The organism is uncultured Corynebacterium sp., from assembly GCF_902489365.1.
GTDB lineage: Bacteria > Actinomycetota > Actinomycetes > Mycobacteriales > Mycobacteriaceae > Corynebacterium.
On record NZ_CABTZR010000044.1, the window covers coordinates 1 to 19,468 of the forward strand.

General features: G+C 61.6%; 23 protein-coding genes. 17 read left to right on the plus strand and 6 right to left on the minus strand.

The genetic code is table 11. The features are described 5' to 3' along the window. The 3 genes from RDN59_RS07695 to RDN59_RS07705 all read left to right on the plus strand — a co-directional run. Positions 1-286, plus strand: a 286-nt coding sequence (locus tag RDN59_RS07695; RefSeq protein WP_308607322.1) for a DUF1949 domain-containing protein, incomplete at its 5' end; no start/stop codon positions are given. Between the two features lie 45 nt (positions 287-331). After that, positions 332-568 (plus strand): hypothetical protein, encoded by a 237-nt coding sequence (locus RDN59_RS07700; RefSeq protein ID WP_308607323.1) that lies wholly within the window; start codon positions 332-334, stop codon positions 566-568. Between the two features lie 7 nt (positions 569-575). Continuing rightward, positions 576-962 (plus strand): RNA-binding S4 domain-containing protein, encoded by a 387-nt coding sequence (locus RDN59_RS07705; protein ID WP_010190494.1) that lies wholly within the window; start codon positions 576-578, stop codon positions 960-962. On the opposite strand, the gene RDN59_RS07710 is transcribed toward RDN59_RS07705, so the two are convergent. The 5 genes from RDN59_RS07710 to RDN59_RS07730 form a co-directional block, all read right to left on the minus strand. Then, on the minus strand, positions 959-1,963 hold the full coding sequence (locus RDN59_RS07710; RefSeq protein WP_308607324.1) for a GTP pyrophosphokinase family protein: 1,005 nt from the start codon (positions 1,961-1,963) through the stop codon (positions 959-961). The two genes, RDN59_RS07705 and RDN59_RS07710, sit on opposite strands and share 4 nt — an antisense overlap. 51 nt (positions 1,964-2,014) lie before the next feature. After that, positions 2,015-2,623: a hypothetical protein gene (locus RDN59_RS07715; RefSeq protein ID WP_070546797.1), complete on the minus strand. Its 609-nt coding sequence runs from the start codon at positions 2,621-2,623 to the stop codon at positions 2,015-2,017. A 145-nt stretch (positions 2,624-2,768) separates the two neighbouring features. Next, positions 2,769-4,154, minus strand: a complete 1,386-nt coding sequence (locus RDN59_RS07720; RefSeq protein ID WP_308607325.1) for an exonuclease domain-containing protein — start codon at positions 4,152-4,154, stop codon at positions 2,769-2,771. Positions 4,155-4,203: 49 nt separating this feature from the next. Continuing rightward, a complete protein-coding gene (gene glgX / locus RDN59_RS07725) occupies positions 4,204-6,414 on the minus strand; it encodes a glycogen debranching protein GlgX (RefSeq protein ID WP_308607326.1) in 2,211 nt (736 codons plus the stop codon). 38 nt (positions 6,415-6,452) lie between these two features. Next, positions 6,453-7,001 carry a TetR family transcriptional regulator gene (locus tag RDN59_RS07730; protein ID WP_308607327.1) on the minus strand — a complete coding sequence of 183 codons (549 nt, stop codon included), beginning with the start codon at positions 6,999-7,001 and terminating at the stop codon, positions 6,453-6,455. Positions 7,002-7,178: 177 nt separating this feature from the next. On the opposite strand from RDN59_RS07730, the gene RDN59_RS07735 reads away from it, so the two are divergent. Then, positions 7,179-7,937 carry a hypothetical protein gene (locus tag RDN59_RS07735; RefSeq protein ID WP_308607328.1) on the plus strand — a complete coding sequence of 253 codons (759 nt, stop codon included), beginning with the start codon at positions 7,179-7,181 and terminating at the stop codon, positions 7,935-7,937. Between the two features lie 119 nt (positions 7,938-8,056). Next, the gene (locus RDN59_RS07740) at positions 8,057-8,488 is read left to right on the plus strand and encodes a hypothetical protein (RefSeq protein ID WP_308607329.1); all 432 of its coding nucleotides are present in this window, start codon (positions 8,057-8,059) and stop codon (positions 8,486-8,488) included. Here RDN59_RS07740 and RDN59_RS07745 read toward each other — a convergent pair. Further along, complete coding sequence (locus RDN59_RS07745) at positions 8,485-9,408, minus strand: YbjN domain-containing protein (protein WP_308607330.1); 924 nt, start codon at positions 9,406-9,408, stop codon at positions 8,485-8,487. The genes RDN59_RS07740 and RDN59_RS07745 overlap by 4 nt on opposite strands. A gap of 152 nt (positions 9,409-9,560) precedes the next feature. On the opposite strand from RDN59_RS07745, the gene hisD reads away from it, so the two are divergent. The 12 genes from hisD to RDN59_RS07805 all read left to right on the plus strand — a co-directional run bounded on the left by hisD (position 9,561) and on the right by RDN59_RS07805 (position 19,335). Next, entirely contained in the window at positions 9,561-10,910 is a 1,350-nt protein-coding gene (gene hisD, locus RDN59_RS07750) for a histidinol dehydrogenase (protein WP_308607331.1), read from the plus strand. 4 nt (positions 10,911-10,914) lie between these two features. Then, positions 10,915-12,018 (plus strand): histidinol-phosphate transaminase, encoded by a 1,104-nt coding sequence (locus RDN59_RS07755; RefSeq protein ID WP_308607332.1) that lies wholly within the window; start codon positions 10,915-10,917, stop codon positions 12,016-12,018. 43 nt (positions 12,019-12,061) lie between these two features. After that, the gene (hisB, locus tag RDN59_RS07760) at positions 12,062-12,694 is read left to right on the plus strand and encodes an imidazoleglycerol-phosphate dehydratase HisB (RefSeq protein WP_308607333.1); all 633 of its coding nucleotides are present in this window, start codon (positions 12,062-12,064) and stop codon (positions 12,692-12,694) included. Positions 12,695-12,700: 6 nt separating this feature from the next. Beyond that, entirely contained in the window at positions 12,701-12,883 is a 183-nt protein-coding gene (locus RDN59_RS07765; RefSeq protein ID WP_070515705.1) for a hypothetical protein, read from the plus strand. Between the two features lie 50 nt (positions 12,884-12,933). Further along, positions 12,934-14,154, plus strand: coding sequence for an MFS transporter (locus tag RDN59_RS07770; protein ID WP_308607339.1), 1,221 nt, complete (start codon positions 12,934-12,936; stop codon positions 14,152-14,154). After that, on the plus strand, positions 14,151-14,786 hold the full coding sequence (hisH, locus tag RDN59_RS07775; RefSeq protein ID WP_308607334.1) for an imidazole glycerol phosphate synthase subunit HisH: 636 nt from the start codon (positions 14,151-14,153) through the stop codon (positions 14,784-14,786). The genes RDN59_RS07770 and hisH overlap by 4 nt, the downstream gene beginning before the upstream one ends. 30 nt (positions 14,787-14,816) lie before the next feature. Then, a complete protein-coding gene (priA, locus tag RDN59_RS07780; RefSeq protein ID WP_308607335.1) occupies positions 14,817-15,599 on the plus strand; it encodes a bifunctional 1-(5-phosphoribosyl)-5-((5-phosphoribosylamino)methylideneamino)imidazole-4-carboxamide isomerase/phosphoribosylanthranilate isomerase PriA in 783 nt (260 codons plus the stop codon). Positions 15,600-15,603: 4 nt separating this feature from the next. Then, on the plus strand, positions 15,604-16,407 hold the full coding sequence (locus tag RDN59_RS07785; RefSeq protein ID WP_308607336.1) for an inositol monophosphatase: 804 nt from the start codon (positions 15,604-15,606) through the stop codon (positions 16,405-16,407). Between the two features lie 162 nt (positions 16,408-16,569). Next, positions 16,570-17,334 carry an imidazole glycerol phosphate synthase subunit HisF gene (hisF, locus tag RDN59_RS07790; RefSeq protein WP_046648005.1) on the plus strand — a complete coding sequence of 255 codons (765 nt, stop codon included), beginning with the start codon at positions 16,570-16,572 and terminating at the stop codon, positions 17,332-17,334. Continuing rightward, positions 17,331-17,729 (plus strand): phosphoribosyl-AMP cyclohydrolase, encoded by a 399-nt coding sequence (gene hisI / locus RDN59_RS07795; protein ID WP_374044596.1) that lies wholly within the window; start codon positions 17,331-17,333, stop codon positions 17,727-17,729. Before hisF ends, hisI begins: the two co-directional genes overlap by 4 nt. Then, positions 17,722-18,351, plus strand: a complete 630-nt coding sequence (locus RDN59_RS07800) for a TIGR02234 family membrane protein (RefSeq protein WP_308607337.1) — start codon at positions 17,722-17,724, stop codon at positions 18,349-18,351. Before hisI ends, RDN59_RS07800 begins: the two co-directional genes overlap by 8 nt. 159 nt (positions 18,352-18,510) lie before the next feature. Beyond that, positions 18,511-19,335 (plus strand): indole-3-glycerol-phosphate synthase, encoded by an 825-nt coding sequence (locus RDN59_RS07805; RefSeq protein WP_308607338.1) that lies wholly within the window; start codon positions 18,511-18,513, stop codon positions 19,333-19,335. The last annotated feature ends 133 nt before the right edge of the window (positions 19,336-19,468 follow it).

Here is a 19,468-nt window from a genome sequence, read left to right on the forward strand (position 1 = left end):
CGCCTATGGCGGCGCCGTCAGCGAGGCGATGGAGCAGGTTGAGCCCGTCACGCGTGCCTTGCGCGAGCTCTATACCGTCGAAGTCTCCCACGCGGAGGCCGGGCGGCTGGAGGCGGAGTTGCGCAACCGTGGCGTGGACATGGTGGATACCGCCTACGGCCAGGCTGTGACCTTCACCGTGTCTGTGGAACCCGGCGGCGAGGAGGAGCTCGCGGCGACGCTCGCCGCGCTGACCCAGGGTGGGGTAGAGCCGAAGGAAGCTGGAACTGCCTGGGTGGAGCTTTAAGGCCGCGAGAAGGCCGCGAGTTTTTGGCCATGTAGAATAAGCCTCATGACTATGCAGCGACGCCCCAACAACTCCATTGAGCAACGCAAGCAAGCCGTGCGCACCCACGCCCGCAACGGCGCTATCTGCGTCGTGGGCGGCGTCGCCGGCGGTGTCCTCTTGGGCTGGGCGCTCACCGGATTCTGGACTTTCATGGCGATTGGCCTCATCGTTGCCGTGGTGGGTGGTGTGTACAACTGGGTGAAAATCCAGAAGATCGTCAACGAGAACCACAACCTATAAAACACCCATGGTGAATCAGCCCGACGGGCGGCCCGTACGCATTGATGCTTGGGTCTGGTCCGTGCGCATGTTCAAGACCCGCTCGGAAGCCGCCACCGCCGTGCGCGCCGGGCACGTCAAACTCAACGGCAACGCCACCAAGCCCGCGCAGCAGGTTGTGCCCGGCGACCGCGTGCGCGTGTGGCGCAACCATCACGAGCATGACCTTGAGGTGCTTGCTACCGTGTCCAAGCGCGTCGGCGCCCCGATTGCGCGCACCTGTTACATCGACCATGCCCCGCCGCCACCGCCGAAGGAGTTCATGCCCTCCGTCCCGGTTCGCCCGCGGGGTGCTGGCCGCCCCACGAAGAAGGAGCGCCGGCAGATGGAGAAGTTCCGCGGAGGATTCCGCTAATGATTCCGGAAGTTCTTTAAGGCCTTCAGCCGTGCATTCAAACGGCGCTTGCGGTCCCTGCGGTCGCCGGCATCGGCGGTGGCTTCGATGTGGTGGGCGCCGAATTTGTTGAGCAGGAGGTCGTCGATAAGCCTGACCTGGCCTGGGCGGAAGCGGTAGCGCATGGCGTCGTGAACGTGGGCGATGTCGTCATCATCGAGCAGTTGCCTGAGCTGGCTCAAGTGTGTGATGCCGTTGTTCTCCAGCAGCTCGGCAAGGAAGCGATAGTGTTCCGAACGCGAACGTGGGAAGCGGCTGCCCAGAATAATGGCGAGGACGCCGGGGAGGGTTTCGGCTGTGATCTCGACGTCGTCTCCGGCCTCAGAGCTGGGTGCCTTGAGCGCGGCGATTTCATCGAATTGCTGGTCCGCCAGCTCAATGAGGCCTGCGGCGAGCGTAAAGAGCCGATCGACCTGTGGGGATGGCGGATTCGGGCCCTGTTTGTAGCGGATATCGTGTTCGAACTCGGCCCACGCGTGTTGGAGCACGGTGCGAATCTGAATCTCGAAGGTCCAGCCGATATAAGGCTCAAGTTCCTCCAGCGTGGCGGCGCTATCCTCCGACACCGTCAGTACCAAGTGATGGGAGCCATAACCAAAGCCACCGGAAATTCGCGTCTCCGCTGCCTTATCCACTGAGCGAAGCACGGTAAAGGTCTCTCCTAAAACCTCAAGGGCCTCTGGGATAACCGTGGAGTGGAAGACAGTAATCCGCACGCCCAAGACATCGTGAATATCCTCCCACGGGTTCGGATACATGAGCTCGCCGTTTTCCCGACGCTTCTTCGCCTTGGCCTTGAGCGACGGCCATTGTTTTACGCGGGTGGCCACGCGGTCGAAGATAATTCCGGCGTCATTCAATAAGTCTTCGATGGCGTCGCGGAAGTCTTGCGCCGCGGTGGGGTGCGCGCGTACCCAGGAGTGATACTGGTTGCCTAGGCGGGACATGGATGATTCAGGCATCGTGAAGAACGTGACTCCTTTCGGCCACGGCGAGAATGAAGTGAGGCGTATCTACACCTCGAGAGGGAAGCCGTTAGCCAATACTAGTGGTTGCAGGCTCAGCGGGGGACGATGGCGCGGGCGCAACTCGGCCGCGCGACAGGCCAGTTCCGTCGCTCGCTGTGGGGAAACGTTAAGCAGCGCGTAGAGGGTGTGCGCATCAGGAACGAGGTAGGTAATACTCGTGGCTTGGCTCAAGCGTTTCAGATGATTATCCAGGATAACGAAGGCCTGCGGATGCGCCAACCACGACGATACGGTGCAGCGGTGCACGCGCACCTCGAGGCTGCCTTCAGCACCGCTGAGACTGTGCTCGGCTGGCCGGGTAAAGAAACGCAGTCCCTGCTGTGTTAACGCACAGCGTTGAAGATTAAGCGCTGCGGTATCCCACGCCTGGCGCGTAGTCAGGCCCAGATCGTCCAATGCACGCTGGCTCACGCGCTTGGTTTCGGCACCCGTGCCATGCACCATGGACATCGATAGCGTCCGCGAGAGCTGGATGCGCGCGGGCGAGTCGCCGAAGCCATCATCGCACAGCTTAATTCCGTTGAGCTCTTCGCTCGGGCAGAGCGAAGGGAGCAGGTGATCGACGTGAAGCGAGGTGGGCAGCGCGATGGTCATGTGTTCGTCTCCGTGAAAGGTAGGCTAGTGCGGATTCCTTGCCTTTATTGGACTGTGTCTTGCGCCCATAGGTTCCCACCGGAGAAGAGAAAATTCACCGCGCGCTAGAGCCTGGATACTCTCGCGCCCTAGCGCCTTTTACTGCCTAGAACGGTGGGGCTTCGTCGAGCTGCAGTTCCTCTAAGAGCTTGTCGGACTGCCAGATGGCGATGTCCTGGCCGTTGCTTTGCAGCTCTTCGGCACGCTTTTCCTTCGACGTCTTGGTGGCCCACTGGCCCACGACGAGGATGGTGGTCTTCTTCGTGACGTTTTTGCCCACCTGGCCGCCGCGCTCAGCGATCTTGGACCACAACAAGCCCTTGTCGAAAGGCTCAAAGTCACCGGTGAGGGTGACATTCTGGCCAAACAACGCGCCTTCCGGGTCGGCATCGGGGTTCGGATCCGGGATGGTGTCCGGGGTGGACACGGACTGCCACGGGGCCGGCCCGCGGCGCTCCTGCGAGGATGAGCGCTTCTTCTGCGCACCTGAGGTAGCACCCGCCATGCGGGTGTTGTCGCGGAAATCTGTACCCGCGCCTAGGTCTGCGGCGGAAAGCGGTGCGGTGTTGGCGCGGAGGACAGGGATAACCGCCTCCTCGCTTAAGGTTCCTAGTGCAAACTCGCGGGTAGAGAACAACTCTTCAATGGAGCCGGAATGGCCAAAACGTTGAGCCAAGGCGCTGACAATTTCCCCAGCGGCGCGGGCATCCGCCGTGGCCTCGTGGTGCTGAAAATCTTCGGCGCCAATGTAGGAAGCAACGGTGGGAAGCTTATGGTTGGCCACGTCGATAACGCCGGCACGGGAGGCGTCGCGAGCCAGCGCTAGCGAACATGCCAGGCGCACTTCTGGGACTGGAGCCGCCGCCTTCTTGAGGCCACTGCGCAAGGCAGTGGAATCGAATTGCGCGTTGTGGGCGACCAACGTGTCGGAACCGAGGAACTCGAAGAGCTCGGCAGCGGCGTCCGCGAAGGGGGAAGCACCGGCGACGTCGTCTGCTGTGATGCCGTGGATACTGATGTTGACATCGTCGAAGTGCTCCAAACCCGGCGGGGGAGTACACAGCCACGTGCGGGACTCGGTTTCTTCACCATCGCGGAAGCGGACCGCGCCGATTTGGCAGACCGACCCCCAGTTGTCGTTAGCGGTTTCCACATCGACAGCGGTGAAATTCAGCCCGTCAACTCGGCTACTGGTCGCCGGCGCTTCGCCGCGGAGGGCGGCCTTGACCGCCTGTGCGAAGGCCTCCGCGTCCTGGCCTGGGGCGAAGCGGATGACCGTGTCCCCAGCATTCCCCGCAGCATCGACCGTGCCGCGCACCACGACCTGCCCGAAGCCCGTGGCCGATGGTGCCGTGCACTCCACGCTCGTGGCATCGGCCACAGAGAGAGTCTCGTGGGCCAGTGCGCCGAGGGACGCAGCAAGCTGGGAGCGGCGGAACGTGAGGGCATCGGCGGTGACATCAATGACAGCGCCATGGGCGGTATAGGACACAGATTCCTTTCAGGACAGGGGAGCGGAGCGTAGGTGCTAAAGGAGCAGTCTAGTTCTCGTCTGTTCCGGCGGACTCATCGATGTCATCGAAAACCGGCGGCTCAGTCTGGCGGAGGATGAGCGACGTGCGTGGTTGCACCACGATGGATCCCTCAGCCGCGATGAGCTTTTCTTCATCTGGGTAGCCACCCGAGTCAGACGTATCCACGATGAGACGCCAGCTAGCACCCAAGTCCTTCTTCGGCAGCGTGAACTCGATCTCCTCGTGGTGGGCGTTGAAAATCATGATGAAGGAATCATCCGTGATGCGCTCACCGCGGGCAGTCGTCTCCGTAATCGCGTTGCCGTTGAGGTAGACCATAAGCGCCTTACCGAACTCAAAGTCCCAGTCTTCCGGGCTCATCAGCTTGCCGGAGGGAACCAGCCACGCAATATCTCGGTCCTTCACCTCAGAACCGAAGGGTCCGCCGGCCAAGAAACGCTGGCGACGGAACACCGGGTGATTCTTGCGGATGTTAATCAGGCGCTTGGTAAAGCCGTGCATGGCGATGTTCTTCTCTTGCTCCAACATCGACCAATCGATCCACGAAATCTCGTTGTCTTGGCAGTACACATTGTTGTTGCCACCCTGGGTGCGGCCCAGCTCATCGCCGTGGCACAGCATCGGGGTGCCCTGGGACAACAGAAGAGTGGTGAGGAAGTTACGCACCTGGCGGCGGCGAAGCTTCTTAATCTCTTCGTCGTCAGTGGGGCCTTCCACACCGTGGTTCCAGGAGCGGTTGTGGGATTCACCGTCGCGGTTGTCTTCCCCGTTTTCGGCATTGTGCTTTTCGTTGTAGGAGACCAAATCACGCAGCGTGAAGCCATCGTGCGCGGTGATGAAGTTGATGGACGCGGTGGGGCGGCGGCCGTTGTTGGCGTAGAGGTCGGAAGATCCGGTCAGGCGCGAGGCAAACTCACCCATCGTCGACGGCTCGCCGCGCCAAAAGTCACGGACGGTGTCGCGGTACTTGCCGTTCCACTCGCTCCAAATGGGCGGGAAATTACCAACCTGGTAGCCGTTATGGCCCACGTCCCAGGGCTCGGCGATGAGCTTGACCTTGGAAACTACTGGGTCCTGTTGGACCAGATCGAAGAAGGTGGCCAGCTTGTCGACGTCATCGAGCTCGCGTGCCAGCGTGGAGGCCAAGTCAAACCGGAAGCCGTCCACGCGCATTTCCGTTACCCAGTAGCGCAGCGAATCCATGATCAACTGGAGGGAGTGCGGGTGGCGGACATTAAGAGAGTTACCGGTGCCGGTGTAGTCCATGTAGTGCTCGGGGTTGTCATCAACCAAGCGGTAATAGGCGTGGTTATCAATGCCGCGGAAAGCAATGGTCGGCCCCATGTGGTTGCCCTCGGCGGTGTGGTTGTAGACAACGTCGAGGATGATTTCGATGCCGGCCTCGTGGTAGGCGCGAACCATGGCCTTGAACTCGGCGACCACCTCGCCGGGCTTCTTGGCGTAGGCATAATCCGCATGGGGCGCGAAGAAGCCGAAGGTATTATAGCCCCAGTAGTTGCGCAGCCCCAGCTGGCGCAGCCGATCATCCTGCAGGAACTGGTGGACTGGCAGCAGCTCGACGGCTGTCACACCCAGGTCCTTGAAGTAGTTGATAATGGCCGGGTGAGCCATGCCCGCATAGGTGCCGCGCAGCTCTTCCGGAACATCCGGGTGCGTCATCGTCATGCCCTTGACGTGGGCTTCGTAGATGATGGTCTCGTTATCCGGGGTGTGGGGGCGGTTGTCGCCGTGCCACTCGAAGAAGGGGTTAATCACCACCGACAGCATCGTGTGGCCCAGGGAATCATCCTCGTTGCGCCCGGTGCCGGGCTCGTCCGCGAAGATATCGTAGGAGTACAAGGAGGCATCGCCATCAAAGTCGCCGTCGAAAGCGCGAGCATAAGGATCGACGAGCAGCTTCGACGGATCGCAGCGCAGGCCATGTTCCGGCTCATAGGGGCCATGGATGCGGTAGCCGTAGCGCTGCCCAGGGCTGATGTTGGGAAGGTAAGCGTGCCAGACGTGGGCGGTGATTTCGATCAGTTCAATGCGTTCTTCGTTGCCGTTTTGATCGATGAGGCAGAGCTCGACCTTCTCGGCGATCTCGGAAAAAATAGCAAAATTGGTTCCGGCCCCATCGAAGGTGGAGCCGAGTGGGGAGGGGGAACCAGGCCACACCTGGCGAGATGGCGTTATATCAGCACGGGTCTCAGTCATGAGGCTTAGTTTAGTCAATTCCGATGCACGCGATCGGTTCACAGCGTGCGTAAACCCGCGACCATGAGTTCTGCGGCGCGCACTAAGGTGTCAACGCCTGACACGGCATTCGGCGCTGAAGGAGCTGCGCTTGGCGACGCCCCACTGAGCTGTTCGCGGGATTGCTCCATGAAGGTCGCTCCCAGGACGTAATGGATGAGAGCGCGGGCGGCGACGCCAATATCCTCCGGTGATGCCCCGGGGGTTTCCTGCTTCAATGCGGAGGTGAACAGCTCCTCCAAGTCAGAACTTGCTGAGGATTCGGGGAAAGCGGCACCTGCTATGGCGACTTCGGCACCGTCGCGCCAGCGCGTGAGTTCCCTATGTAGGGAGCTGACCAACTCCGTTGTGGTTTTTCCCGTAACGGGGGAGAGGATCTCGGAGGTCATTGCGGCGATGAGCGATTGCTTATTGGACACGTGCCAGTACAGCGCGCCGGGCGCAACGCCGAGGTTGGTGGCAACTCGGCGCATGGTGACGTCGGCAAGCCCGTAGTGTGTCAAAAGCTCGAGGGCGGTGGAAACGATAGCATCGCGAGAAAGGTGCACAACAACCCACTCTACGCGGCGCGGAAAAACACCAAGCGTGGCTCACAGGAAGCTTCAAGGTGAAGTGTAGGGTTTATACAATCATGCCTTGTTAGGGTTATGTGAAGTGCCCAAGAGCAACTGCCGCGCCTAGCGTGGCTCTTACTATCGCTCTCTATAGATATTAGGAGTTATCCCTTGTCTTTTCTGACACCTGCCAAGAAGTCCCTCATCGCTGTTGCGCTCGTCGCGCCGCTCTCCTTGGCTGCTTGCGGTTCCGATGACGAGAACGCTACCGACACCGCTTCCTCCGCGGTGAAGACCACCACCACCACGACGGAGTCCAAGGAGAAGACCTCCGAGGAGAAGCCGGAGGATAAGGATTCTGAAAAGAAGGAGGGGGAAGACCAGAAGGAAGGCGAAGAGAATAAGGACGGCGAGAACGCCGATCCGAAGCCGGAAGGGGAGAACCCCGAGGGCGGCGATAACCAGGCCATGGCTAACCCCTTCGAGAACGGTGTGGATCCGTTCCAGAGCATGCCGAAGGTTGAGCCGGTCCAGGGTGAGGCTGCAAGCCAGGAAGACATCGACGGCATCAATGGGCTGGTCCGTGGCATGTATGAGCAGCAGACCATGCGTTCCTTCGTGAAGTACCTCCCAGAGCACACCTGTGCTGAAGTGCGTAACGACCCGAACTCTGGCCTTGACCAGGTGGACTACAACCAGGTTCCGGATGTTCCGATGAACCAGCTCAAGGACATGATGGCGGCAGCCGGCCAGGACACCTCGCAGATGGAGGGCTTCGACTGGTCCAAGACCGGTGTTGAGTCCATCAACGATGTCGTGGTCAACGGTGACGATGCATCCGCAACCGTGAACGTCAACACCAGCAAGGGCGTGGACAGCTCCACCATGCGCTTCAAGCGTGAGAACGGTAACTGGACCTTCTGCGGCTAGAACATATCGTGCCTGCACTGTGTGCACCTAGCTTTCGCATACCCCGCGCCATCGGATTTGGTGCGGGGTTGCTCGCGTTAGCGCTCCTCGGGTTTTCTGGGGTGGGCGCCGCCTGGGGATTGTGGCGCCCCACTCTTGAGGGTCGCCGTGTCGACGACGGCGGCGGCTATGCCCTACGCAACGTTGCTAACGTTCAGTTTGATTCCTACATTACTTTTGTACTCATTACCGGTGCCCTGGGCATGGCGTTGGGGCTTATTGCCTATCGGTGCGGCGAGCGCTACCGCGGCGTCGGGGTATTGCTGTGGGTAGCCCTGGCGTCGTTAGCCGGCGCGGCGTCGTTCTACGTCTTTGGTGGAGCTACCGCAACGAGTATCCCGGACGATCCCGGAGAATTTGTGGAGTTCGTGCCTAAATTCTCGCCCGGCATCGCCTGGCTCGTGGGGCCGTTCATGGCCATGTTTGCGTACTGGTCCGCGGTATTTGTCGATCCTCCTCGCGCCGTGGACGTCGAAGCGGAGACAATGGCGGCTGAGGCAGAGGCTCCTTAGGGCCAGGCGACGGGGGAGGAGCCCACAGCATCGCGTGAAATGTCATCGATGCCGTGGAGGACGTGTTTGATGCCGCGGCCTAGGGCGGTGATCAATTGGGCGTCGGAAAGCCCGGCACCCGTCATGACGGCGTAGTCAATGCGCACCTGCAAGCCATCGACGTTGGAGTGGCAGAAGGCAGAAGCCGAGTGGTTGGTGCGGTTCCAGTCATTGCAGATGAGGAAAATTTTGGAGAACTCGCTGCCTGGCAGGTTGGGATCCCAATGGCCTTTAATGATGAGGCTCGGCCCGGAGTCGATGGCGAAGGCAAAGAGGACATCGTTAATCCACGCGTAGACGGCCTCTTCCGCATCTGCTTGGAAACGCGTAATACCGAGGGCGGGTAAAAGCTCCCCGAGACGAGCGGTATCGACTGCGCCGACGGGGCCGTCGAGTTCTATCTGTTCTTCCGGAGCCGCCGGGCGGGGAAGCGTCAAAATGGGGAAATAATCCGCTAATTCCTCGAGGCAGGCCGACGCGTTGTGCAGCGCAGGAACGACAGAGGCGGAGAGCTGGGCCGCCGTGGGTTTCTGGTGGACCACGAGGAAGGAGTGACCCCATACCTCGACCTCGGTCGGGGAGGAATAATTGAGCACGAGCTGCGGCGAAAGACAATCGTGGTTCCAGTCGTTGACGAACTCGCTGAGCGCGGGGATATCGCCGAAGTTCAAGACACCATGGTGGGTGGTGCAGAAACGCAAAATGGGCTCGCCCTCGGTATCCATAAAGGCACGGGTCTCCCCAAGCGGAGGATGGGGGAAGAGGAGTTCGTGCGCGCTGACCCGGATGCAGTGGAGGCTTTCGCGGTGTGCGAGGTGCTCCACACGGGCAAGCAGATCCGAGGTGGAGTGGCTGTCATTACCTTCGGCGCCGTTGCTCATCTCGCCGCCTCCCTTCGCCGAGTCGGGGTGCCGGAACGTGTTAGTAGTGACACATTCTATAACCTGCACCTGCCAGCTCGCTGGCTTTTTGGCACGGGTATAGTAATGGGAAGGTATAGAAACCGCTGCATATTATAAAAAGGGGCTTGAGCATGCTACGAACCATTGACCTGCGCGGAGAGACTCTCACCACCTCCCGCCTGCGCCGAGTGCTGCCGCGAGGCGGAACCGATGTTTCCTCAGTCATGGACACTGTTATCCCCATGGTGGACAAGGTTCGAGAAGGTGGTGTTGCGGCGGCCCTCGACTTTGGTGAGAAATTCGATGGCATCCGTCCCGCCGCGGTGCGGGTCCCGCACGAGGAACTCGAAAAGGCGGCCCAAGAACTGGACCCACAGGTCCGGGCAGCTATCGAAGAATCCATCACGCGCGTGCGCGCCGTTCACGCGGATCAGAAGCCGGCCCCACACACGACAACGCTGGCGCCAGGTGCAACGGTTACCGAAGTCTTTCAACCCATTGAGCGGGTAGGACTGTATGTGCCAGGAGGCAAGGCTGTGTACCCATCCTCCGTCATCATGAATGCCGTCCCTGCCCAAGAAGCGGGCGCCGAAGCGATGGTTGTGGCTTCCCCGCCGCAGAAGGAATTCGGCGGCCTGCCGCACCCGACGGTGCTGGCCACGTGTCACATGCTCGGCGTGGACGATGTCTGGGCAGTCGGTGGTGGACAAGCCATCGCCTTGCTGGCCTACGGCGACGATGAACCCGCAACGGGGGAGGATGTTCTTGAACCCGTGGACATCATCACCGGCCCCGGCAATGTCTTTGTTGCTGCTGCCAAGCGCGCGGTACACGGCGTGGTGGGCATCGATGCGGAAGCCGGCCCCACCGAGATCGCCATCCTGGCCGACGAGACCGCCAACCCCGTCTACGTGGCCTATGACCTCATTTCCCAGGCGGAGCATGATCCGATGGCTGCCTCCGTGCTCATTACAGATTCGGAGGAGCTTGCTGCCGCCGTGGACGCGGAGGTAGCTCAGCGCTACACCGCCACTGCGAACGCCGAGCGCGCAGCCGAGGCGCTGCGCGGCGAACAGTCGGGCATCGTGTTGGTCGATGACCTCGAAGCAGGCATCGCTGTCGCGGACGCCTATGCCGCTGAGCACTTGGAGGTACACACGGCCAATGCCCGGGCAGTAGCGGAGCGTATCCGTCACGCTGGTGCCATTTTCGTGGGTGATTATTCGCCGGTGCCGCTCGGTGATTACTCTGCCGGCTCCAACCACGTTTTGCCCACTTCAGGAACCGCGCGGTTTAGCGCTGGGCTGTCGACGCACACCTTCCTGCGCCCAGTCAACCTCATCGAATATGACCGCGGAGCACTCGGGGTGGTGGCGGAGAATGTGATTGCCTTTGCCACCGCGGAAGCACTGCCCGCCCACGGTGAAGCAATTGCTGCACGATTCGCCGATGCCCCAGATACCCAGAAAGAAGAGGCTTAAAGCAATGGCTGAGTTGAAGGATCTTCCCCTGCGCGAAGAACTGCGCGGTTCCAGCGCCTATGGAGCCCCGCAGCTGACGGTGACCAACCAGCTCAACACCAACGAAAACCCCTACCCGCCGTCGGAGGCGTTGGTCAGGGACATCGTGGCCGCCGTCGAAAAGCACGCCCGAGAGCTCAACCGCTATCCAGAGCGCGACGCCGTCGAATTGCGCACGGCGCTGGCGGAGTACGTCAGCGAGCAGACCGGCGTGAGCGTCAGCGCGGACAACGTGTGGGCGGCCAATGGTTCCAACGAGGTTCTGCAACAGCTGCTCCAGGCCTTCGGCGGGCCGGGGCGCAGCGCGCTGGGATTTACACCGAGCTACTCCATGCACCCCATCCTGTGCGCGGGCACGCAAACCGAATTCATCTCCTGCCCGCGGAACGAGGATTTCCGCATTGCGGAAAAAGAGGCGCTGGAGGCCGTCGCCAAGCACCGTCCGGACGTCGTCTTTATTACCACCCCGAACAATCCCACTGGTGATGTCACTCCGATTGACCTGGTGGAGAAGATTGTGCAGGCCGCGCCGGGCATCGTCATCGTGGACGAGGCCTACATGGAGTTCTCGACCTCGCCGTCTGCCACCACACTGCTGGAGAAATATCCGACCAAGCTCGTGGTCTCGCGCACGATGTCCAAGGCCTTCGATTTCGCCGGCGGACGCTTGGGCTACTTCGTGGCCGATCCGGCTTTCGTGGAAGCCGTCATGCTTGTCCGCCTGCCCTATCACCTCTCTGTTCTCTCCCAGATCGCGGCCACCGTGGCTCTGGCACACAAGGAGGAGACCTTGGGCACCGTGGCGAAGCTGTCGGCGGAGCGGGACCGGGTTGTCGCACGGCTCCAAGAGCTCGGGTTCTACGTCGTTCCGAGCGAATCCAACTTCGTGTCCTTCGGACGCTTTGCCGATCAGCATGCGGTGTGGCAGGGGTTCCTGGACCGCGATGTCTTGATCCGAGATAACGGTGTACCGGGTCTCTTGCGCGCCACGATTGGCCTGCCTGAAGAGAATGATGCCTTCCTTTCTGCCGCGGCGGACTTGGCAGATACAGTAGAGATGATTAACTGAGCCCCACCTATGGGGCACGACTTGAAGGAGGAGCGTGGGGACGATGAGCGCTGATGAAGCTGCACGCCACGACCGAGGCGACCGCATTGGCCGCGCCGAGCGCGTTACTGGGGAGACAAAGATCTCCGTAGAAATCAACCTCGATGGCACCGGCCAAGCGGATATTTCGACGGGCCTGCCGTTCTTTGACCACATGCTGAATGCTGTGTGCACCCACGGCTCCTTTGACCTTCGCGTCCACGCCGACGGCGATATCGACATCGATGCCCACCACACCGTCGAAGACACCGCGATTGTTCTCGGCCGTGCCTTCCTGGAAGCACTGGGGGATAAGTCCGGTATCCGCCGTTTCGGGTCCCAGCTGCTGCCCATGGATGAGGCGCTGGTGGAGGCCGTCGTCGACATTTCTGGGCGCCCCTACTTCGTGATGAATGGCGAACCGGAAAACATGGAGTGGCAGGTCATCGGAGGGCACTACGCCACGGTGATCAACCGTCACTTTTTCGAAACCTTTGCCACGCACTCGGCGACGACTCTGCATGTCAACGTGCGGTACGGCCGCGATCCACACCACATCACGGAGGCTGAGTACAAGGCGGTGGCCCGCGCTCTGCGTCAGGCTACTGAGCGGGATCCGCGCGTGACCGGAATTCCTTCGACGAAGGGAGCCCTCTAAGCCGTTATGAACGTGTTGGTTCTCATTCTCTTTCTGGTCACCGGTTTGCTCGTCGGCGGCGCGTGGGCGGCTTATCAGAATGGCTCGGTGCTACTGACCGTGGTCGCAGGCGCGCTCGCGGCGGTGTCTGCGATCGCTGCGCTGGCCTGGATGCTTGACATCTTCTCAGCGGGGGTGGCAGCGAAGTGACGGAGCACACCCCGCAGAGCGTATGGAAGGTCGCCGGCTTTAGAGAAACCATGATCGCGGTGGTTTCCGCCTTCGGTGCCTGGTCGGTTCTGCTTCCGGTGGTGCCCCTGGCCGTGCTGGACTCCGGTGGTTCCGCCACGTTGGCAGGTGCCACCACCGGCGTGTTCATGTTGGCGACGGTGCTTACCCAGATGGCGACTCCGATGCTGCTGCGCATCTTTGGCTACCGCCCGATCATGGCGGCCTCGGCACTGTTGTTGGGGCTGCCGGCGTTGGGACACATGCTGGGCGATGCCGCCCCGATCGCCCTGGGATTCTCCGCCCTGCGCGGCATCGGCTTCGGCGCTCTCACAGTGGCGGAGAACGCTCTCATCGCGGAGATCACGCCGCGGCGTTTGCTGGGCAAGGCCACCGGTATCTTCGGGTTGTTTATTGGTGCAGCCCAGATGGCGTTCTTGCCTGTCGGCCTTGCCGTCGCCGCAGCGTACAACTATAACGTGGTGTACCTCTTGGCCGCCGGCCTCGGCCTGCTGGGTTTCTTCACCTGTATCCTGGTACCACAGATTAAGGCTGCGCCCGTGGGGGCGCCGGACCCGTCGGATACCACGCCGCGTGCCCCGATGTGGAAGCTTGTGCTCGTTCCAGCACTGGCGTTGATGAGTTTTTCCGTGAGCTACGGCGTGGCCTCGAATTTCATTTCGCCGGCCGTGCGCGAATTGGATCCCGAACGCGGAGCGGTCTTGGGCGGCTTCATGCTGTCCGTGATTGGTGGCGCGGGCATGATTGCGCGCTACGTCGCCGGTGTTGTGGCGGACCGCGCGGGCAAGCCTGGCACACTCATGATTCCGGCCCAGGCTTCCTCGGTTGTGGGCGTGGGTCTTATCGCCGCCGTGCTGTGGCAAGAGTGGTCGGTATGGCTGCTCGTGTTCGGCACGGTCATCTACGGTGCTGGTTTCGGCATCGTTCAAAACGAGGCGCTGTTGTCGATGTTCGACCGCCTCCCACGCGAGCGGCTCTCCGAGGGGTCTGCGGTGTGGAACATCTTTTACGACGGCGGTACCGGCCTTGGTTCGACGGTTCTCGGCGCCGTCGTGGCTATGTCCGGATACGCTGGCGCCTTCGCGGCTGGTGCCGCCATCATCGCGGTTGGCCTGCTCATGTCCGTGGCTGACCGTGCCTTGGGCAAGACCCGCGTGAGCGAACTTAATGACATCCAAACGCGCTTGCGCAGGATTAGAAGGCCGAGGAGGCCCGGAAAGGAGCCACGATGAGCTCATACGACGTTGTAGTCCTGGATTATGGCGCTGGCAATGTCCGGTCGGCAGTGCGCGCGCTGGAGCGGGTCGACGCTACCGTGACGGTCACCGCGGACCCCAAGACAGCCGTGGAAGCCGATGGCCTCCTAGTCCCTGGCGTGGGGGCCTTCGCCGCCTGCATGGAGGGGCTGCGCGCCGCGCAGGGGCCACGGATTATCGGCCAACGCTTGGCTGGCGGGCGCCCCGTCCTGGGAATCTGTGTGGGTATGCAGATTCTTTTTGACTCAGGTACCGAACACGGCGTACACACCGAAGGCTGCGGCGAGTGGCCGGGGGAGGTCTCCCGCTTACAGGCTCCCGTCCTCCCACACATGGGATGGAACACCGTGGAGCTTCCTAGCGGAAGCCGCATGTTCGAAGGCGTGAGCGCGGAGGATCGCTTTTACTTCGTGCATTCTTATGCCGCGCGGAACTGGGAGCTCGAGACGGAGATTACCGAGCCACCGAAGGTGGCGTGGTCTGAGTACGGCGGTGACCGCTTTGTCGCCGCAGTAGAAAACGGTGCATTGTGGGCCACGCAGTTCCACCCGGAGAAATCGGGTGACGTGGGCTCGCAGCTGCTAAAGAACTGGATTGGAACGCTTTAAAGAGCCCGCGTGAAAGGTAGACTACCCACCATGAGCTTTACACTGTTGCCCGCGGTTGACGTCGTTGATGGTCAGGCAGTACGCCTCGACCAAGGAGAAGCAGGAACCGAAAAGTCCTATGGATCGCCGCGGGAGGCCGCCCTCAAATGGCAGGCCCAAGGCGCGCAGTGGTTGCACGCGGTGGACTTGGACGCCGCCTTCGGTCGTGGCTCCAACCACGAGCTGCTCGCTGAAATTACGACGAGCGTGGATCTAGACGTGGAATTGACCGGAGGTATCCGGGACGACGATTCCTTGGCGCGAGCCCTGGCCACTGGTGCCCGCCGCGTCAGTATTGGAACCGCCGCGCTGGAAAACCCAGAATGGATTGCCAAGGTCCTCGCAGAACATGGCGACCGCATTGCAGTGGACCTCGCCGTCCGAATGGTGGATGGTGAGTGGCGTACACGCGGTCACGGCTGGGTATCCGATGGCGGAGACCTCTGGGAGGTGCTCGAGCGCCTTGACGCAGCGGGTTGCACCCGTTTCGTGGTGACGGATGTGTCGAAGGATGGCACACTCCAGGGCCCCAATATCGAGCTGCTGCGTGAGGTGGCGGCCGCCACGGACGCCAAGGTGACCGCCTCCGGCGGTATTTCCACGCTCGATGATCTGCGCGAGTTGGCTCTTTACGAGAACGAGGGGATCGATTCCGCCATCATCGGTAAGGCACTCTATGAGGAGCGCTTTACCTTGGAGGAGGCTCTTGCAGCCGTTGCGGAGGTTTCCCCGCTGCCAGGAGAGGAATACATCGACCCGATCGAGGAGAAGTAGGCCTATGGCCCCGATGACAGGAACTTCAGCGTCGGATCCGCGCGAACTTGTTGCCTTTGCGGAAGCCGCAGTGGACCAGGTTGATGATCTCTTCCGCAGGGGCCTCGGCGCGGCACCCGCGCGCTTCAAAGGCGAAGGCGACTTTGCCACCGAGGTGGATCTGCTCATCGAACAGCAGTTGCGCCAGACATTGGGCCAGCTCACTGGCATTCCGGTGTTCGGCGAAGAGTCCGGTGGCAACCTGGAAGAGACGGTGTGGGTTGTGGATCCGGTAGATGGAACCGCGAACTACTCGGCTGGGAATCCGTGCTGCGGCATTCTTGTTTCGCTCCTGCACGACGCAAAGCCGGTCGTCGCCGTCGCCGACTTTCCATTGTTGAACCGCCGTGTTGTTGCGGCGCAAGGGATGCCGCTGCGTACAACCGGCGGCCCGGCGACCGGGTTCGGGGGAGGCGAAGAGGCCCTAGGATTCGACGAAGCGCGCGGACACGTGGGTTGCTCCTCGCACCTGCCCACGAGCCTCTTCAACGACCTGCGCGAGACCGGGCTGCGGCCCCGCATGACGGGGTCGGTGGGGCTGGACAACGCCTTTGTCGCTCAGGGCGTGTTCGACGGTGCAGTGAATTTCTCGCCGCACCCATGGGATAACGCGGCGGGCGCGCTCATCATTAAGGCTGCCGGTGGCCGCGTGAGCGACCCCGAGGGCAATGAGTGGACTGCAAACTCGAAGGGCTTCGTGGGCGGGACCCCGCAGGTGCATGCCACGATTTTGGAGGCCATTGCTCGAAATCCCCGTGGGGACCGCTAGCTAGCTCCCGTCCCGGGGGCTGGCACCGGTGCTCATCACTGGTGCTGAATCCCAGACTTGTTCTTTACCGTTTTACCGTTTTCCTACTATGTTCATCACCGTTCGGTGGGCCCAAGTGGACTACCGTTCATCTCACCTTTAGCTATGAGGAGGATTGTCACCATGGCGCTTGCCGTGCGCGTGATCCCGTGTCTGGACGTTGATAATGGCCGCGTGGTCAAAGGCGTCAACTTTGAAAACCTGCGTGATGCCGGCGACCCAGTGGAGCTGGCCGCTCGCTATGGTCAGCTGGGCGCTGATGAGCTGACATTCTTGGATGTCTCCGCCTCCAAGGATGGTCGCGGCACCATGCTCGACGTCGTTCGCCGCACGGCTGATCAGGTGTTCATCCCGCTCACCGTCGGCGGCGGCGTGCGGTCGGTGGAGGACGTTCGCGAGCTTTTGCGGGCTGGTGCCGACAAGGTGTCCGTCAATTCTTCCGCCATTGCGCGCCCCGAGTTGTTGCGCGAACTCGCGGATGTGTTTGGTTCTCAGTGCATCGTGTTGTCCGTCGATGCTCGCCGTGCGGCGGGCTTTCCCAGCGGGTTTGAGGTCACCACGCATGGCGGCACACGCTCCGCGGGGATCGACGCTGTGGAATGGGCCAAGCGCGGCGAGGAATTGGGGGTCGGCGAGATTCTGCTGAACTCCATGGATGGTGACGGAACCAAGGCGGGCTTCGACCTCGAATTGATTGAGGCCGTGCGTGCGGCGGTTTCGGTGCCGATCATCGCCTCGGGTGGGGCGGGGAAGGCCGAGCACTTTCCACCGGCTATCGACGCCGGAGCGGATGCCGTGCTCGCGGCTAGTATCTTCCACTTTGGCGAGGTGGAGATTTCCGAGGTCAAGCAGGCATTGGCTGCTGCGGGAAAGGAGGTCCGACAGTGACAGAGGACAGCACTGGCTCCGCCGGCACCACGAACGTCGGGGACTATGAGCTGAGTGACGACATTGCTCAGCAGCTCAAGCGCAATGAGGCGGGGCTAGTCCCGGCCATCGTGCAGTCGGAACGTGGTGAGGTACTCATGCTGGCGTGGATGGATGACCACGCGCTGGCTTACACGCTGGCGACGCGCCGCGGGACCTACTACTCACGCTCGCGTCGAGAGTATTGGATCAAGGGGCTGACGTCCGGCAATACCCAAGAGGTAGTGGGTGCGCGCCTAGATTGCGATGGTGACACCATTTTGCTCACCGTACGTCAGCGCGGCGGGGCATGCCATACCGGCGACCGAACCTGTTTCGACGCTCGAACCCTTCTCGGGGAGGAAGATCATGGCTAAGCGCAGCGGACCCGTACTAGTGTTGGTCGGGGCCATCTTGTTGTGGCTATCCTCCCGCATGGCGTGGGTGAAGGCGGCGGTCGAAGACGATAAGGCCGGATCGAGCGTGGTGGAGCTGTCCGGCTCCTTATGGTCCCTTGAACTCATCGCGCTGAGCGTGGTGGTCCTAGCCGGTGGCGTGGCTGCCTTCGCTCTCCGGCGCACCGGCCGGCGCATCGTCTCCGTCATCACCGCCCTCGCTGCTGCGGCTGCGGGATGGCGTCCGGCGGCGCTATTGACTGCCGGCCCCGAGGCGGAGCGTGCCCAGGAGCTTCTACAAGGCGGGACCAACGATACCTCCGTGGATACGACGACTATTTCCGATTGGGCCGTCGTCCTCACCGCGGACGCGTCGATCGCGGGCCCAGTTCTCGCTCTCGTCGGCGCCGCCCTGGCGCTCTTTGGTGCGGTGCTGGTGGCGAGCAACCCGGGTGCCGATAAAACTCGCACAGCCAAATACGAAACCCCGGCGGTGCGGCAGGAGCGCCTACAGGAAGAACTCGAAACCTCCCAAGATTCCGGCCGCGTGATGTGGGACGCGCTGGATGCTGATATTGATCCCACAGATCCCCGCTCCTCCTAAACACTCGCAACGTGATGGAGAGCCTAGTGAGAAAGGCCCTGTTGCGGGGAACGGGTGCCCCGGATTTCTAGTTAGAGGTGGGGGCGCGCTAGCCTAAATGTGATCTCGAACGCCCCTGTTTCTTTCTTTGAGTTTCCTTCGGGGAAGGGAGGTGGAATCATGCCTACCCCGATCGCCGTCGATCACCTTGTGGCCGGAGTGCTGGCTGATGTAGCCGCGCGGGAGGCCCGTGTCCCGTTCAAGGAAGTCAAAGCAAGGTCCCGCGACATGGACGCCCCACGCGATGCCGCGAAAGCTCTGCTGCGCCCGGGATGCTCTATCATCACAGAAATCAAGCGCGCCGTGCCCTATGGCGGTGAAATTGCCCACTTGGATAGCCCGAAGTCGGTGGCAGAACTTGCACATAGCCTGGAGGAAGCAGGGGTACATGTGATGGCCTGCCAGACAGATCGTCGCCGCTTCCACGGGTCACTCGAGGACATGCGGGTCGCCCGTGCCGCCGTCGACATACCGATGCTGTGCCGCGACACCATCGTTGATCCCTATCAGATTCATGAGGCGCGGTGCTATGGAGCAGACGCGATTCCCTTGCAGGTGGAGCTGCTCAGCCAAGCTCGCCTCGAGTCACTTCTCGACCGCGTGGAATCCCTCGGGATGACCGCCATCCTGGAAGTCCGCACCTGTGCCGAGGTGGATCGCGTTATCAAGGCAGGGGGAACTGTCGTGGCGATCAACGCGTGGTCATTGGCCTCCGATGCTATTAATCGGGAGGCCTTTTCTGCTATTTCGCCCGGTCTTCCTGAGAGCATCACTCGCATCGCGGTGGGCGGTGTTAATAGCCCGCGCAACGTGCTGTCTTATGCCTCGCAAGGTGCTGATGCCATCCTCGTCGGTGAGTCCATCATGGCTGCCCAGGACCCGATGACCTTGGCCCGTTCCTTGGTGGCCGCAGGCCAACACCCCGCGTGCCCTTCGCGGGCTTAAGGGACATTTCGTGTGGATTTGCGGCGTGTCGCATTAAGGGACATTTCGTGTGGATTTAAGAGCGTCCGGCCCATCCTTTTCTTACGCCTAAGCTGGGGTTCCACTCATTGTCGATGCCGGTATCGAATGTGGC

Bases quoted from the DNA above. Each gene is read 5' to 3' on its own strand.
- RDN59_RS07745 (WP_308607330.1), bottom strand. From the start codon at position 9,408: ATGAGCAACGGCGCCGAAGGTAATGACAGCCACTCCACCTCGGATCTG.
- priA (WP_308607335.1), top strand. From the start codon at position 14,817: ATGAGCTTTACACTGTTGCCCGCGGTTGACGTCGTTGATGGTCAGGCA.
- RDN59_RS07705 (WP_010190494.1), top strand. From the start codon at position 576: ATGGTGAATCAGCCCGACGGGCGGCCCGTACGCATTGATGCTTGGGTC.
- glgX (WP_308607326.1), bottom strand. From the start codon at position 6,414: ATGACTGAGACCCGTGCTGATATAACGCCATCTCGCCAGGTGTGGCCT.
- RDN59_RS07770 (WP_308607339.1), top strand. From the start codon at position 12,934: ATGATCGCGGTGGTTTCCGCCTTCGGTGCCTGGTCGGTTCTGCTTCCG.
- RDN59_RS07800 (WP_308607337.1), top strand. From the start codon at position 17,722: ATGGCTAAGCGCAGCGGACCCGTACTAGTGTTGGTCGGGGCCATCTTG.
- hisF (WP_046648005.1), top strand. From the start codon at position 16,570: ATGGCGCTTGCCGTGCGCGTGATCCCGTGTCTGGACGTTGATAATGGC.
- RDN59_RS07710 (WP_308607324.1), bottom strand. From the start codon at position 1,963: ATGCCTGAATCATCCATGTCCCGCCTAGGCAACCAGTATCACTCCTGG.
- RDN59_RS07700 (WP_308607323.1), top strand. From the start codon at position 332: ATGACTATGCAGCGACGCCCCAACAACTCCATTGAGCAACGCAAGCAA.
- RDN59_RS07805 (WP_308607338.1), top strand. From the start codon at position 18,511: ATGCCTACCCCGATCGCCGTCGATCACCTTGTGGCCGGAGTGCTGGCT.
- RDN59_RS07755 (WP_308607332.1), top strand. From the start codon at position 10,915: ATGGCTGAGTTGAAGGATCTTCCCCTGCGCGAAGAACTGCGCGGTTCC.
- hisH (WP_308607334.1), top strand. From the start codon at position 14,151: ATGAGCTCATACGACGTTGTAGTCCTGGATTATGGCGCTGGCAATGTC.
- RDN59_RS07765 (WP_070515705.1), top strand. From the start codon at position 12,701: ATGAACGTGTTGGTTCTCATTCTCTTTCTGGTCACCGGTTTGCTCGTC.
- hisB (WP_308607333.1), top strand. From the start codon at position 12,062: ATGAGCGCTGATGAAGCTGCACGCCACGACCGAGGCGACCGCATTGGC.
- hisD (WP_308607331.1), top strand. From the start codon at position 9,561: ATGCTACGAACCATTGACCTGCGCGGAGAGACTCTCACCACCTCCCGC.
- RDN59_RS07785 (WP_308607336.1), top strand. From the start codon at position 15,604: ATGGCCCCGATGACAGGAACTTCAGCGTCGGATCCGCGCGAACTTGTT.
- RDN59_RS07715 (WP_070546797.1), bottom strand. From the start codon at position 2,623: ATGACCATCGCGCTGCCCACCTCGCTTCACGTCGATCACCTGCTCCCT.